The sequence below is a fragment of the Gelidibacter maritimus genome, assembly GCF_014062315.1.
GTDB classification, from domain to species: domain Bacteria; phylum Bacteroidota; class Bacteroidia; order Flavobacteriales; family Flavobacteriaceae; genus Gelidibacter; species Gelidibacter maritimus.
This window is the reverse complement of the sequence record NZ_JACGLT010000012.1, coordinates 50,662-64,597: the sequence shown is the minus strand read 5'-3', so window position 1 is coordinate 64,597 and position 13,936 is coordinate 50,662. Positions and strand designations below refer to the sequence as shown.

Here is a 13,936-nt window from a genome sequence, read left to right as displayed (position 1 = left end):
TTTCTAATTGAAGATTAGTTCTATTTTCTCATTAAAGTCTTATCTTTGTAAGCCATTGCACCAATGCAAATTTAACTAATTATTCGACAATATGTTTACTGGAATCATTGAAGATTTAGGCGTCATTACAAATTTGGAAGCTGACAACGATAATCTTCACATCACCTTAAGGAGCAATTTCACTTCTGAATTAAAAGTTGATCAAAGTGTAGCCCATAATGGCGTGTGCTTAACAGTAACTTCCCTCAATGGTTCACTTTATACGGTTACAGCGATTAAGGAAACATTATCAAAAACGAATTTAGGTGAATTAAAAATTGACGATCGAGTCAATTTAGAACGCGCCATGAAGCTTGGCGATAGGTTGGACGGCCATATCGTACAAGGTCATGTGGACCAAACGGCTACCTGTAAATCTATCGAGTTTCAAAACGGAAGTTGGTTGTTCACTTTTGAATACGATCCCGCCCTAAATAACATGACCATTGAAAAAGGCTCAATTACTGTAAATGGTGTGAGCTTAACGGTAGTGAATAGTTTAAAAAATGAATTTAGCGTCGCCATTATTCCTTATACCTACGAACATACGACCTTTAAATTTTTGGAAGAAAACAGTGTTGTGAACTTAGAGTTTGATGTTCTTGGAAAATATATCAAACGTCTCTATGAGCTTAAAATCTAAGCTTCCGTTTGCTTTTTTGAGTGCTTTAAAATAATATATATACCATATATAAGAGCCACAGCCAATAAAATGATCAACCCATCGTCTATTGGCAAGCCTGGCGGTGGCGTGCCTCCTTGTGGAGTCGGAGGACCCGAGCCCCCACCCGCACTATCTTGAGCAAATCCCGTGATACTGATTAACATCAATAGAATGGTAGCGGTAGTTTTCTGGTTAGGTTTAAACATTATAGTGTAAATGTATAAAAAAAAGCGAATTAACAAAATAGTAAACGGCATAAATCATCTACGAAATGCAAATTTTTTCGGTAAAATGGATTTTGTGTCGTTGTTAAACTGCTATTAATTCACTATCTCAAATATATGTATTTTTAGCATACGTCATTAAATGCATTAAAATTTATTTAAAAATACTTACAATTTATATCGCAAACAATTATCAGTTAGTATTTTAGTCAGAATGCAGAAAACATCCGACAAAAGTAATTGAAGTTTTTTTGGAAATCTTTTCGATAACTAACTTTGAAATTCCTCTACAGCCGAACATCAGATCCATGAGTTAATAAACAGCCGTTATGATTAACTGTTTATTTCCCCTGATCCATTCGGATAATATTGGCCAATGTTTTGATCAATCTATCGTGATTCTTTACAAACGGATTGGTTTCATCCCAAACATAACCCGCCAAAACCGCACAGATTTGTTTTTTAATATCAGGATTGTCTGTTCCTTCAAAAAAGATGGTCTGTAAATTCCCCGTGTACCACTCCTTAACATAGGAAGCAAACACAGAAACCCCCTTTTTCATATACTCAGCATACTCTTTTTCCCAGTCGACAGATTCATTTTGCAACTCTTTGGTGATTAGTTTCGCAGCTTTTAATCCCGATTCCGTGGCAAAAGTAACTCCTGATGAAAAAACCGGATCCAAAAATTCGGCGCTATTTCCTGTTAAGGCATATCCTTTCCCATAAAGTTGGGTGACGGATTTAGAATAATTCTGAATGATTTTAGGTTCAAACAGAAAATCAACATCTTTAAATCGCTCATAATAATAGGACGACTCTTTGAGCATTTCAGAAAGTCGGTCTGTGGGTGTGCCTTTAAAACTGTCAATAAACTCCGTTTTGCCAACAAACCCGAGACTGGTATTACCGTTGCTGAATGGTATGACCCAAAACCAAGTATCCGTATCAAGCACATCAAAAGTAATAAACGTACCTTCAGTTCCTGCTGGGCGTTCAAGCTCTTTAACATGACTGAATATAGAGGAATGTTCAGGAATCGCTGAAGGTTTGTCAAGGTTTAATAGTCTCGGCAAAACCCGCCCATAACCACTGGAGTCAATAATAAACTTAGCCTGAACTTGAAATGTTTCATCATTTTCAGTTTTTACCGTGGTTTGCGATGATCCATCTTTATTGAAGGCCACTGAAATGACTTCTTGTTTAAAGGCAATGTCTACCCCTTTTTTCTTCAATTCTTCTGTAAGTGCATAATCGAAATCGGCTCTTGGGGCTTGCCAAGTCCAGTCATATCCTTGCGTATACTTTTCACTAAAATCAAACTCGCAAATGGTATCGCCTTTTATAAATCTTGCACCGCTTTTAACTTCAAAGTTTTGGGCAATCAAACAGTCCAATAAATCTACTTCTTCAAAATGATCCATACATCTTGGCAATAGACTTTCACCAATTACAAAGCGAGGAAAAACACTCTTTTCAATGACTTTAACATTGACACCTTGCTTGTTTAAATAAGCGGCGGCAACGCAACCCGAAGGTCCTGCGCCAATTATCAAAACATCAACCTGAACATCCTTCATAAAGCAAATGGATTTAAACGATTTATTATTTTACATTTGTAGCACAAAAATAACCACTTTACTTCTGGTTATGGAACTATTTAAAAACATTGTGAACCCAATCTGAATGTTAGTACTTAATGGAACCTTAGGAATCGACGATTTTCAACAAATTTTATTTGGCAATCAATCCATTCAAATCGAAGAACATGTTCTTGAAAAGGTCGAAGTGAGCTTCGAGTTTTTAAAGACATTTTCAGAAAATAAGATCATATACGGCGTTAATACAGGCTTCGGTCCCATGGCGCAGTATAAAATTGAAGATTCAGAGCGAAAACAGCTTCAGTATAACCTGATCAGAAGCCATGCTTCGGGAACTGGGAATTTAATCCCGCCGCTATACGTCAAGGCAGCCATGTTGGCGCGGCTCAACACGCTGTGTTTAGGGAATTCTGGAGTACACAAATCAGTTATAGAACTGATGGTCCAATTGATCAATAAAAATATCACTCCGGTTGTTTATGAACATGGCGGCGTTGGTGCCAGCGGCGATTTGGTACAATTGGCACATTTGGCCTTGGTGATGATCGGTGAAGGCGAAGTCCATTATAAAGGTGAAAAAAGTCCGACAGAAATTGTGTTCAAAGAAGAAAATTTAAAGCCTATTTCTGTCGAACTTCGTGAAGGCATTGCTCTTATGAATGGCACCTCCGTGATGACTGGTGTTGGCATAGTCAATGCGATATATACTCGCAAGCTTTTAAACTGGATGATTAAAGCATCATCGGCCATCAATGAAATTGTTAGTGCCTATGATGATCACCTTTCGTTTGAATTGAATCAATCAAAAAAACATGAAGGACAACGCAAGATTGCAGAACTTATGCGCAACCATCTTAAGGACAGCACATTAATTAAAAAACGCGAACACCATTTATATAATGAAGTCAAAAATGTAGCGTTCTTTGAAGACAAGGTCCAGGAATATTATTCATTACGTTGCGTACCACAAATCTTAGGTCCTGTTTTGGACACCCTAAATACGGTAGAAGCGATTTTAATTGAGGAAGTCAATTCTGCAAATGACAACCCAATAATAGACGTAAAAAATCGAAATGTATACCACGGCGGGAATTTTCACGGCGATTATGTGTCCTTAGAAATGGACAAGCTAAAATTGGTCGTGACCAAAACGTCTATGTTAGCAGAGCGCCAATTAAATTACCTGCTCAATCCAAATCTCAATAGAATTTTACCACCATTTGTCAATCTCGGAAAACTTGGCTTAAACTTCGGGATGCAAGGGGTCCAGTTTACGGCCACCTCAACAACGGCGGAGAATCAAATGCTATCCAATCCAATGTATGTGCACAGTATCCCTAACAATAATGACAACCAGGACATTGTAAGCATGGGTACCAATGCCGCTTTGATCACAAAAAAAGTGATTGAAAACACCTTCGAAGTACTCGCTATTGAGTTGATTACCATCACACAAGCCATTGAATATTTGAACCTAAAAGATAAAGTCTCCACCAAAACAAAACAGATGTATGGTGATATTCGTGCGATCGTGCCAGTATTTAAGGAGGATGTGGTGATGTATCCTTATGTGAATGCGGTGAAGAATTATCTTATTAACGAGCATAAATAAATTTGACATGTCAAAGAAATACGCACTAATCACCGGAGGTTCCCGAGGCATCGGAAAAGCCATTTGCATCCAACTTGCCAAAGATTCAGAATACCAAATTCTCATCAATTATAACACTAATAAAGAAGCCGCACTTCAAACCTTAACTGAAGTGGAAGCTGTTGGAGGTTCTGGTCAAATCATACAATTTGATGTGTCCAATATTGAAAATGTTCAGAAGGCATTAAATACTTGGCAAGAACAACAATCTGATGCGATTATCGAGGTTTTGGTCAATAATGCCGGGATTACCAAAGACGGACTTTTTATGTGGATGAAACCTCAGGAATGGAATGACGTCATCAATATCAGTCTCAACGGATTTTTCAATGTAACCAACCATTTAATAGAAAAAATGCTATTAAACCGCTATGGTCGTATCATTAATATGGTGTCTATTTCTGGACTGAAAGGTGTTTCAGGGCAGACCAATTATTCGGCTGCAAAAGGTGCTGTTATTGCCGCCACAAAATCATTGGCTCAAGAAGTTGCCAAACGCAATGTCACCGTAAATGCTGTAGCTCCTGGTTTTATCAAAACAGACATGACAGAAGATCTGGATGAAACGAGCCTTAAAAAGATGATTCCTGCGAACCGATTTGGAAAACCTGAAGAAGTTGCACATTTGGTCACGTTCTTGGCATCCAAAAACGCATCCTATATTACTGGTGAAATTATCGGTATAACTGGAGGCATCCACTAAAGCACTTTACAATGTCTTAACCGAAAAATTCGTGTAAATTTGTGGCTTTAATAATGCGCTTAAATCAAAAGCCTAAACTTCGGAATTGCAATGGCAGAATGGGATGGTAAATCGAGGGGAACTGTTTTCGGTTTTAAGGTCTTTGTGTTTTTTATAAAGAACTTCGGAATTAACGCCGCCTACGCATTAATGCATCTTCCCGTGCCCTACTTCTGTTTGTTTTCGGGTAAAAACGTGAGGGGTTTACGACTGTATTTTAGAAAGAGATTGGGCTATTCGCGTTTTAAAACCATGATCAGCATCTACAAAACCTACTATACATTTGGTCAGACCTTGGTTGATAAAATCGCCATCTCATCCGGCTTAAGAAGTGACTACACCTACGAATTCACTGGTGAAGTCAAAATTTCAGAAGTGTTGGAAATGAACAAAGGTGGTATCCTGATCAGCGCGCATATTGGAAATTTTGAATTGGCACAATACTTTTTTAAAGAACGATTAGCTAAAGATTCTATTAGCATTGTCATCACAGATCAAGACCATGAAGATATTAAGGAGTATTTAGAGCAATTCGTTAAAAAAGAGATCCATTTTATAGTGGTCAAAGACGATTTATCTCATATTTTTGAGATCAATGCGGCATTGGCACAAAACAGAATCATTTGTATTGCCGGAGATCGCTATATGGATAATACGAAATATCTGGAAGAAACGCTTTTGGGCAAGAAAGCAAAATTTCCGTTGGGACCTTTTTATTTGGCAAACCGTTTAAATGTGCCTGTATTGTTTGTTTATGTGATGCGCGAGCCGAAACGCCACTATCATTTATATGCAGAGTGGATAGATTATAAACAAGGTGACATTAACGATCTTTTAAAAAGATATACCGAAAGCGTGGAACAAAAGGTCAAAAAATATCCGTTGCAATGGTTCAATTTTTATGATTTTTGGGAGGATAAAAAATGAAAACACTAAAAATTCCAATTACCGACCTTGATGGTATTAAAAAATTGATTCCACATCGTGAACCGATGATTATGGTCGATTCATTATTGGAATTTAGTGATGGAGAAGCACGCGTTGGCTTCACCATTTTAAAAGATAATCTTTTTGTGAATAATGATGAATTTTCAGAAACAGGCTTGATTGAACACATGGCGCAAGCCGCCGCCTTATATATCGGATTTAAAAATCACGCAAAAGAGCAAAGCGCAAAAGAAGGATTCATCGCTTCCATAAAAAAACTGAACATCCAAAAGTTGCCAAAAGCAGATGAAGTTATAACGACCAACGTTACCATAATTCACGAAATTATGCATATGTCCACGGTTGAACTTTCTACCATTAGCAACGGTATTATAATTGCCAACGCCCAAATGAATACGGTTCTTAAAGTAGACGAATGAAAAAGTCAAAACAAAAAAACTCCACATTGAAATTCGCGCATCAAATCAGAGTACGATTTAATGAAGTTGATTCAATGCACGTTGTTTGGCATGGGAATTATGTGAAATATTTTGAAGATGGACGTGAAGCCTTCGGAAGGGCATTTGATCTGACCTATCTCGATGCCAAAAAACACGGTTTTGCAATTCCGATTGTAAAAATGTCCTTAGAATACAAATTACCTTTGCGCTACGGCGAAGTAGCCACCATTGAAACTACCTATTTAAATTCGCGAGCTGCCAAAATCGTGTTCTCCTATTGTATTAAAAACGAAAATGGACAAACCGTTTGCACTGGCGAAACCACTCAAGTTTTCACCAATTTTAAAGTGGGAAACATGTCCTTAAATCTGCCTGAATTTTATAAGGCCTGGAAACAAAAACACGGATTGCTACATGACTAAGTGTTATTTGTCATATAATAATATCACGACGTCAATGGGATTTGATACGCATACCGTTTTTGATTATCTCAAAAATGGGGATAGTGCCATCCAACTCGTGAAGGATTCCACACGATTTTATAAACCGTTTTTTGGAGCTGTAATTCCCACCGAAACATTAGAATCAAAATTTAAAACCTTAGAGTCAAAGAATAAATTCACCCGTTTAGAAAAAATGTTGTTATTGTCGCTTTCAAAGACCATAAAAGCGTCTGGCATTGAAATCAATAATCGGGTCGGTCTCATTATTTCTACCACCAAGGGAAATATTGATGTTTTGGAAGATCAAAATCACTTTCCAAAAGACCGTGCCTATTTGGGTCAATTAGGGCAAATCATCAAGGATTATTTCAATTTTAAAAATGATGCCATCGTGATTTCCAATGCTTGTGTTTCTGGTATTTTATCCGTTGCCATCGCTAAACGTTACCTCCAAGAAGGTATTTATGACCACATCTTTATCGTAGCCGGAGACTTGATTTCCGATTTTGTGCTTTCAGGTTTCAACTCGTTTCACGCCATTAGTGACGCGCCTTGCCGTCCTTATGATCAAGATCGTGTAGGGATTAATTTAGGTGAAGCGGCTGTATCTGTTTTAGTAACTTCAGACAAAAATCATCTATCTGATGATGCCGTAGAAATCTTGGGAGAAGGGAGTTGCAATGATGCCAATCACATTTCCGGACCTTCGCGCACTGGCGAAGGCTTGTTCAGAAGCATCAAATCGGCATTAAAAGAAGCACATATCACACCAAATCAAATCGATTATCTATCCGCCCACGGCACCGCAACATTATTTAATGACGAAATGGAAGCCATTGCTTTTGATAGATTAGGATTAAACCATACGCCATTACATAGTTTAAAAGGCTATTTTGGACATACCTTGGGGGCATCAGGATTGTTGGAAACCATTATCGGAATGCAATCTTTATATCAAAACACCTTAATTGCTTCGGCAGGATTTAAAACTTTAGGTATTTCAAAACCGCTCCATATTATTACAGAAACAACACCAAAAAAGTTACGAACATTTTTAAAAACCGCATCTGGATTTGGAGGCTGCAATACTGCTGTTCTTTTCAGAAAAGTATCCTAATAATCTATGACAAAAAAAGCAATTAGAGCCGCAGACGCCCTATTGGAAGCACAAAAAATAGCTTTCGCACCTTTTATATTTCAATCGTCAGTAACTCTCAAAAAATTAGGAGTATTTGATCTGATTTTTGATAGTCGTGATCAAGGCGGTATTACCATTGATGACATCTCCAAAAAATTAGCCATCAGTCGCTACGGACTTGGCGTGCTTCTCGAATTTTCTGAAAGTGCGGATATCGTTTATAAATCTGAAAATGGCACCTACGAATTGACTAAAATTGGCTATTTTCTAAATTACGACAAAGCGGTCAATGTCAACCTTAACTTCACACATGATATATGTTATAAAGGGCTATTTCATTTAGATAAAGCTATTGAAACCGGCAAACCGTCGGGATTAAAAGAGTTGGGAGAATGGGACACTATTTATGAAGGGCTTTCGCAATTGACACCTCAAGAACAACAATCGTGGTTTGAATTTGATCATTATTATTCAGACGGGATTTTTCAAGAAGCCTTAAAACGCGTTTTCAAAAATCAACCGAAACTCTTGTTTGACATTGGTGGTAATACCGGAAAGTTTGCTTTGAAATGTTTTAATTATGATGAACATATCAAAGTTAAAATCATCGATCTGCCTGGTCAACTAAACAAAGCCTTAAAAAACATTCAAAATGCAGGATTTGAAAATCGCATCAGCGGACAGGAAATGAATTGGCTAAAACCCAATGCGAAAATTCCTATTGGTGCTGATGTCATTTGGATGAGTCAGTTTTTGGATTGTTTTTCAGAAGATGAAATCCTTAACATTCTGACCACCTGTGTCTCGGCTATGAATGCAGATACCGAATTGATGATCATTGAAACCTTTACGGATCGTCAAGAATTCCCCATGTCAAAATTTATTTTAGAAGCCACGTCGCTATATTTTACGGTAATGGCAAATGGCAACAGCAAAATGTATCCGTCTACGGTTTTTATAAATTTGATACAAAAAGCGGGGTTGACTATTACGGAAGATTTAAAACTTGGAGCGTATCACACCATGTTTGTTTGTAAAAAAGAATAAGGTTTTTGGATAAAACGTACCACATATCGTCCTATTGCCAGATTAAAAACAGTAGCATTTTGGTTGATGGAAAGCTGCTATTTTCGAGTCCGATTCTGGAATTTCAACCATTTATTAAAAGTGCAGCACAGCATCTGAACACCAAGTATTCGAAATTCTACAAAATGGACAATTTGAGCAAACTGGCATTTTTGGCGGCTGATATCCTATTAAAAAATGCAGAATTAGATGCCAATTCAGAGCATAATATCGCTATCGTTTTATCTAACAAAGCATCCAGTCTCGATACCGATAGAACTTACCAGACCTCTATAAATGATCCTGACAACTTCTTCCCGAGTCCCTCTGTATTTGTATATACCTTACCCAATATTTGTATTGGCGAAATAAGCATCAAACATCAACTCCATTCTGAGAATTGTTTTTTTATCTTTGACAGCTTTAATGCCGATCATTTATGGATCAATGCCCAAAGTCTTTTAAAGCTACAAAAAGCAGAAATGGTCTTGTGTGGCTGGGTTGATTTTGATGATAAAAACTACGAAGCTTTCTTATATTTGGTAGAAGAAAATGGTATTATTGCACATAGCCCAAATGAAATTAAGAGATTGTACAAAACATGACAGAATTAAGACAGGAATTAAAAGAGAAGATTATAGAGCAATTGAATTTGGAAGAATTTACCGTTGCCGATATTGCAGATGATGATGCCCTTTTTGGTGATGGATTGGGCTTGGATTCCATTGATGCATTAGAACTTATTGTGATGATGGATAAGGATTACGGCATCCAATTGACGGACCCAAAAGAAGGGAAGGAAATTTTTAAATCCATTGCTGTTCTGGCAGACTATATCACGAAGCACAGAAGCAAATAACTAAAAATATGGGCGTTGCAATTACCGGAATGGGTATTATTTCTGCGATAGGTCATTCTGTTGAAGAAAACAACACGTCTTTATTGACTTCAACAACGGGTATTGGTAATTTACAACATATCCAAACCATCCATTCCCAAGCGATTAAAGCAGGTGAAGTATCACTTTCCAACGCAGAATTAACTAGGCAACTACAACTTCCCGAGGTTCATAATTACACCAGAACTGGATTGTTAGGCCTCTTTGCTGCAACAGCTGCGCTCGAAAATGCAAACATTTCCGACCTATCAAAGTATAGAACAGGATTTATCTCTTCAACAACTGTGGGAGGAATGGATATGACCGAAAAATATATCAAGCAATTTGACAAGGATATCACAGCTCAAAAATATATAGCAACCCATCATGCCGGTGATTCTACCAGAAAAATAGCCGATGCTCTCGGAATTAAAGGATTGGTCACCACCATTAGTACGGCGTGTTCATCAGCTGCCAATGCCATAATGCTTGGCGCACGTTTAATAAAAGCAGGAAAGTTAGATCGTGTTATTGTTGGCGGCACTGATTCGCTCTCTAAATTTACCATCAACGGATTTAAAACCTTGATGATCCAATCAGACAGTATTTGTGCACCATTTGATGCCCATCGCAACGGATTGAACTTGGGAGAAGGAGCGGCATATTTGGTTTTGGAATCAGACGCGGTGATTCAAAAAGAAAAAAAAGAAGTACTCGCCTTCCTTTCTGGTTATGGCAATACCAATGATGCGTTTCATCAAACAGCATCTTCTGAAAATGGCGAAGGCGCATTTTTAGCGATGCAAAAAGCATTGGAAATAGCAAAATTGAACCCCAATCAAATCGATTATGTCAATGCCCACGGCACTGCAACACCCAACAACGACCTTTCGGAAAGTAGAGCCCTCCAACGTGTATTTGGAAAAAAGTTACCCGACTTCAGTTCCACAAAATCTTTTACAGGTCACACTTTGGCGGCTGCCGGTGCAGTAGAAGCAGTGTTTTCTATCTTAACACTTCAACAACAGTACATCTTTCCTAATCTCAACTTTAAAACACCAATGCCAGAAACGGGATTCAAACCCATAACTTCAGGAGTTAAAAAAGAGACCCAGCATGTCCTAACCAATTCTTTTGGTTTTGGTGGCAATTGCTCCACGCTTATTTTCTCGAAAGCATGAAAAAAGTCTACATCAATAGCGCCGTAACTATTTCAGCTCAGGATACTTTTGAGTCAGATCGATTTTTGAAGTCTGTTAAAAAATTATCAGGAAAAACCATCGTTGCCCGGTATCCAAATTATAAAGATTATATCGCTACAGCCAACTTAAGACGTATGGCTGAAGGTGTAAAAATGGGTGTTACTGCAGCAAGTAAAGCTTTAAAAGATGCTAAAATAACCCAACCTGACGCCATTATAACAGGAACAGGAATGGGTTGTATTGATGATACTGAAAAATTTCTGAACGCCATAATTTCCAACGACGAACAATTTTTAACACCCACTGCTTTTATCCAGTCCACTCATAATACCGTGGGCGCGCAAATTGCTTTGGGCTTGCAGTGTAAAGCCTATAACAACACGTATAGTCATGCGGCATTATCATTTGAATGGGCATTAATGGATGCACAATTACGCTTGCAACAAGAAGAAGCTGAAAACGTACTTGTTGGTGGTTACGAGGAGCTGGGCAAGGAAATCATCAATTACAGGCGCATGATGGAAGATGCTGACGGTTTCGGTATTCAAGTGCCGTATAGTGAAGGGGCATCGTTTTTTGTAGTGTCTTCGGAAAAAACAGAACATAGTGTAGAACTGATTGATATGGAGGCTCATAGCACCTTATCAACCACATCAATTCAGGACAGTTTAAAACAGTTTTTAGCAAAAAATAATGTTGATATATCTCAGATTGACGTTTTCGTAAGTGGTAGAAACGGCGATGTTTTTGACAGCTATTACGACTTAACCGCCGAACTTTTCGAAAATATTACTCAACTTCAATACAAACATCTCAGTGGCGAATTTTACACAGCTTCCGCTTTTGGACTGTGGACCGCTTATTCAATGCTTTCACGTCAAGAGATTCCAGAAGCAATGATCTTCAAAGGAGAAATCAAATTTGATAACCATATTATTTTAATTTACAATCAATTTAAAGGTCGAGATCACAGTTTTATTCTTTTGAAACGATGAAGAATTTTAGAATTCTAATAGCTTTAACCATCCTCTTATTTTTGCTTTTGGCAATTCTTGATACTTATGTTGGTATTGCATTATGGTGGTATGGTCTGTTGCTTCTATTATGGTTTTTAATGATGGCCATAGGATCATTTTCCATGAGCTGGAAATTCTATTTAAAACCAATCACTTCTAATAAAGTCCTTACGGACAAAAAAATTGCACTTACTTTCGACGACGGCCCAAATCCGGAATTTACATTAAAAGTGCTGCAGATTCTGAAAGATTACAATGCAAAAGCAACCTTTTTCTGCATCGGTCAACATATTGAAACCTATCCAGAAATTTTAAAAGCCATCGTCCAAGATGGTCACGACATTGGTAACCATTCATTTTCCCACAACTTGATGATCGATTTCAATTCCACAGAAAGATGGCTTCAAGAAATCAAACAAACCGACAATAGCATTCATAAAATCTCTGGTAAAAAAACGACCCTCTTCAGACCGCCTTTTGGCGTGACCACGCCAAAATTGGCGAGGGCATTAAAAGTTACCGAGCATAAAGTCATCGGTTGGAATATTCGGTCTTTTGATACGGTTATCAGTAATCCGCAAAAGATTCTAAAACGCATTACAAAACGCGTACATCCCGGAGCCATAATTCTCCTTCACGACAAACAATCAAATGTTTTGTTAGTTTTGGAACATTTATTGCAATTTCTCCAAGAACACAAGTATCACGCCGTGACCATAAATGAACTTCTCCATGACAACTAAAAATTACATCCTCATTTTAGCGTTTATCGTTCTAACTGTTTTCAACGGGATTTCACAAACAAAACTTTCGGAATCAGAACAAACGGAATTCAAGGCGAAAGTTCAAAAGACCGCGCAAAGGACAGAAACCATTGTCAGCGACTTTGTACAAACCAAGCATATTTCCGTTTTAGATAATGCAATCATTTCCGAAGGAAAACTGGTATTTAAAGCCCCTAATTTAGTGAAATGGGAATACATCAAACCTTATCACAACATCGCAATTTTTAAAGACGACCAACTGCTTGTCAACAACGAAGGGAAAAAACAAAACATCGATTTGGGAGCCAATAAAATGTTCAGAAGTCTAAATTCGTTGATTGTAAACAGTATTAAAGGGGATATGTTTGACGAATCGCAGTTTGATTTGGAATATTTTAAATTTGACCAGGGTTTTTTGGTGAAATTTATTCCGAAAGATAAACGGTTAAGAAAATTCATGGCTTCGTTTGAACTTAAGTTTTCAAGTACAACTGCAGAAGTTGAAGAGGTCAAATTGATTGAACCTAATGATGACTATACCTTGATTAGCTTTCAGAATAGAAAAGTAAATACGACGGTCAATGAAAGTGAATTTAAGAATTGAGTTGACAAAAAGGAGTGTTTTATTCCCGCAGAGGCGCGAAGGCGCAGAGGAAATTATCGTTTCAAAAACTCTGCGTCTCTGCGAGAGAAAAAATTCATGAAAAAGATCTCCTGAGAGAAAACCTGTGAAAAACAATTATGTTACTGACTAATTTCTACAAAATCCAAACGTCTGAAACTCTTGAGGATAATTCCTTTGAGACCATTATTGTCCTCCAAAATGAGCATCCAATCTTTAACGGTCATTTCCCTAATTTCCCAGTAACTCCAGGTGTGGCGATGTTGCAGATAATTAAAGAACTTACTGAAAATCAGCTTCAACAATCCTTGTTTTTAAAATCGGCATCCAATGTCAAATTCTTATCGTTGGTGGATCCAAATAAAAACGCCATCTTAAACTTCAGCATCACTTTAGAGGAAGATCATGAGCATGTCAAGGTGAAAAACACCACTTCTTTTACAGACGGAATGCCAGTATTGAAATGTTATATTACCTTTGACAAACGCTAATTACGTCTC

At 37.7% G+C, this 13,936-nt stretch carries 17 protein-coding genes; 15 read left to right on the top strand and 2 right to left on the bottom strand.

Translation table 11 applies throughout. From position 1 onward, the window contains the following. Nucleotides 1-91 precede the first annotated feature (91 nt). Nucleotides 92-682 (top strand): riboflavin synthase, encoded by a 591-nt coding sequence (locus H3Z82_RS14305; protein ID WP_182206190.1) that lies wholly within the window; start codon nucleotides 92-94, stop codon nucleotides 680-682. On the opposite strand, the gene H3Z82_RS14300 is transcribed toward H3Z82_RS14305, so the two are convergent. Then, entirely contained in the window at nucleotides 679-909 is a 231-nt protein-coding gene (locus tag H3Z82_RS14300) for a PID-CTERM protein-sorting domain-containing protein (RefSeq protein ID WP_235982454.1), read from the bottom strand. The two genes, H3Z82_RS14305 and H3Z82_RS14300, sit on opposite strands and share 4 nt — an antisense overlap. A gap of 359 nt (nucleotides 910-1,268) precedes the next feature. Continuing rightward, nucleotides 1,269-2,507: an NAD(P)/FAD-dependent oxidoreductase gene (locus H3Z82_RS14295; RefSeq protein ID WP_182206189.1), complete on the bottom strand. Its 1,239-nt coding sequence runs from the start codon at nucleotides 2,505-2,507 to the stop codon at nucleotides 1,269-1,271. Between the two features lie 106 nt (nucleotides 2,508-2,613). Between H3Z82_RS14295 and H3Z82_RS14290 the strand changes: the two genes are divergently transcribed. From H3Z82_RS14290 to H3Z82_RS14225, 14 genes are all read left to right on the top strand, one after another. Beyond that, a complete protein-coding gene (locus H3Z82_RS14290) occupies nucleotides 2,614-4,140 on the top strand; it encodes an HAL/PAL/TAL family ammonia-lyase (protein ID WP_182206188.1) in 1,527 nt (508 codons plus the stop codon). A 7-nt stretch (nucleotides 4,141-4,147) separates the two neighbouring features. Next, nucleotides 4,148-4,882 (top strand): 3-oxoacyl-ACP reductase FabG, encoded by a 735-nt coding sequence (gene fabG, locus H3Z82_RS14285; protein ID WP_182206187.1) that lies wholly within the window; start codon nucleotides 4,148-4,150, stop codon nucleotides 4,880-4,882. A 90-nt stretch (nucleotides 4,883-4,972) separates the two neighbouring features. Continuing rightward, the gene (locus H3Z82_RS14280) at nucleotides 4,973-5,848 is read left to right on the top strand and encodes an LpxL/LpxP family acyltransferase (RefSeq protein ID WP_182206186.1); all 876 of its coding nucleotides are present in this window, start codon (nucleotides 4,973-4,975) and stop codon (nucleotides 5,846-5,848) included. Next, nucleotides 5,845-6,288: a hypothetical protein gene (locus H3Z82_RS14275; protein WP_182206185.1), complete on the top strand. Its 444-nt coding sequence runs from the start codon at nucleotides 5,845-5,847 to the stop codon at nucleotides 6,286-6,288. The genes H3Z82_RS14280 and H3Z82_RS14275 overlap by 4 nt, the downstream gene beginning before the upstream one ends. Next, complete coding sequence (locus H3Z82_RS14270) at nucleotides 6,285-6,731, top strand: acyl-CoA thioesterase (RefSeq protein WP_182206184.1); 447 nt, start codon at nucleotides 6,285-6,287, stop codon at nucleotides 6,729-6,731. The genes H3Z82_RS14275 and H3Z82_RS14270 overlap by 4 nt, the downstream gene beginning before the upstream one ends. Further along, nucleotides 6,724-7,869, top strand: coding sequence for a beta-ketoacyl synthase N-terminal-like domain-containing protein (locus H3Z82_RS14265; RefSeq protein WP_182206183.1), 1,146 nt, complete (start codon nucleotides 6,724-6,726; stop codon nucleotides 7,867-7,869). The genes H3Z82_RS14270 and H3Z82_RS14265 overlap by 8 nt, the downstream gene beginning before the upstream one ends. A gap of 6 nt (nucleotides 7,870-7,875) precedes the next feature. After that, the gene (locus tag H3Z82_RS14260) at nucleotides 7,876-8,937 is read left to right on the top strand and encodes a methyltransferase (protein ID WP_182206182.1); all 1,062 of its coding nucleotides are present in this window, start codon (nucleotides 7,876-7,878) and stop codon (nucleotides 8,935-8,937) included. Nucleotides 8,938-8,942: 5 nt separating this feature from the next. Further along, nucleotides 8,943-9,560, top strand: a complete 618-nt coding sequence (locus tag H3Z82_RS14255) for a 3-oxoacyl-ACP synthase (RefSeq protein ID WP_182206181.1) — start codon at nucleotides 8,943-8,945, stop codon at nucleotides 9,558-9,560. Continuing rightward, nucleotides 9,557-9,814: a phosphopantetheine-binding protein gene (locus H3Z82_RS14250; protein ID WP_182206180.1), complete on the top strand. Its 258-nt coding sequence runs from the start codon at nucleotides 9,557-9,559 to the stop codon at nucleotides 9,812-9,814. The genes H3Z82_RS14255 and H3Z82_RS14250 overlap by 4 nt, the downstream gene beginning before the upstream one ends. An 8-nt stretch (nucleotides 9,815-9,822) precedes the next feature. After that, the gene (locus H3Z82_RS14245; protein ID WP_182206179.1) at nucleotides 9,823-11,013 is read left to right on the top strand and encodes a beta-ketoacyl-[acyl-carrier-protein] synthase family protein; all 1,191 of its coding nucleotides are present in this window, start codon (nucleotides 9,823-9,825) and stop codon (nucleotides 11,011-11,013) included. Further along, nucleotides 11,010-12,029: a beta-ketoacyl synthase chain length factor gene (locus H3Z82_RS14240; RefSeq protein WP_182206178.1), complete on the top strand. Its 1,020-nt coding sequence runs from the start codon at nucleotides 11,010-11,012 to the stop codon at nucleotides 12,027-12,029. The genes H3Z82_RS14245 and H3Z82_RS14240 overlap by 4 nt, the downstream gene beginning before the upstream one ends. Then, on the top strand, nucleotides 12,026-12,793 hold the full coding sequence (locus tag H3Z82_RS14235; protein ID WP_182206177.1) for a polysaccharide deacetylase family protein: 768 nt from the start codon (nucleotides 12,026-12,028) through the stop codon (nucleotides 12,791-12,793). Before H3Z82_RS14240 ends, H3Z82_RS14235 begins: the two co-directional genes overlap by 4 nt. Further along, complete coding sequence (locus H3Z82_RS14230) at nucleotides 12,783-13,418, top strand: LolA family protein (protein ID WP_182206176.1); 636 nt, start codon at nucleotides 12,783-12,785, stop codon at nucleotides 13,416-13,418. Before H3Z82_RS14235 ends, H3Z82_RS14230 begins: the two co-directional genes overlap by 11 nt. Before the next feature lie 137 nt (nucleotides 13,419-13,555). Next, nucleotides 13,556-13,927, top strand: a complete 372-nt coding sequence (locus H3Z82_RS14225; RefSeq protein WP_182206175.1) for a 3-hydroxyacyl-ACP dehydratase — start codon at nucleotides 13,556-13,558, stop codon at nucleotides 13,925-13,927. The last annotated feature ends 9 nt before the right edge of the window (nucleotides 13,928-13,936 follow it).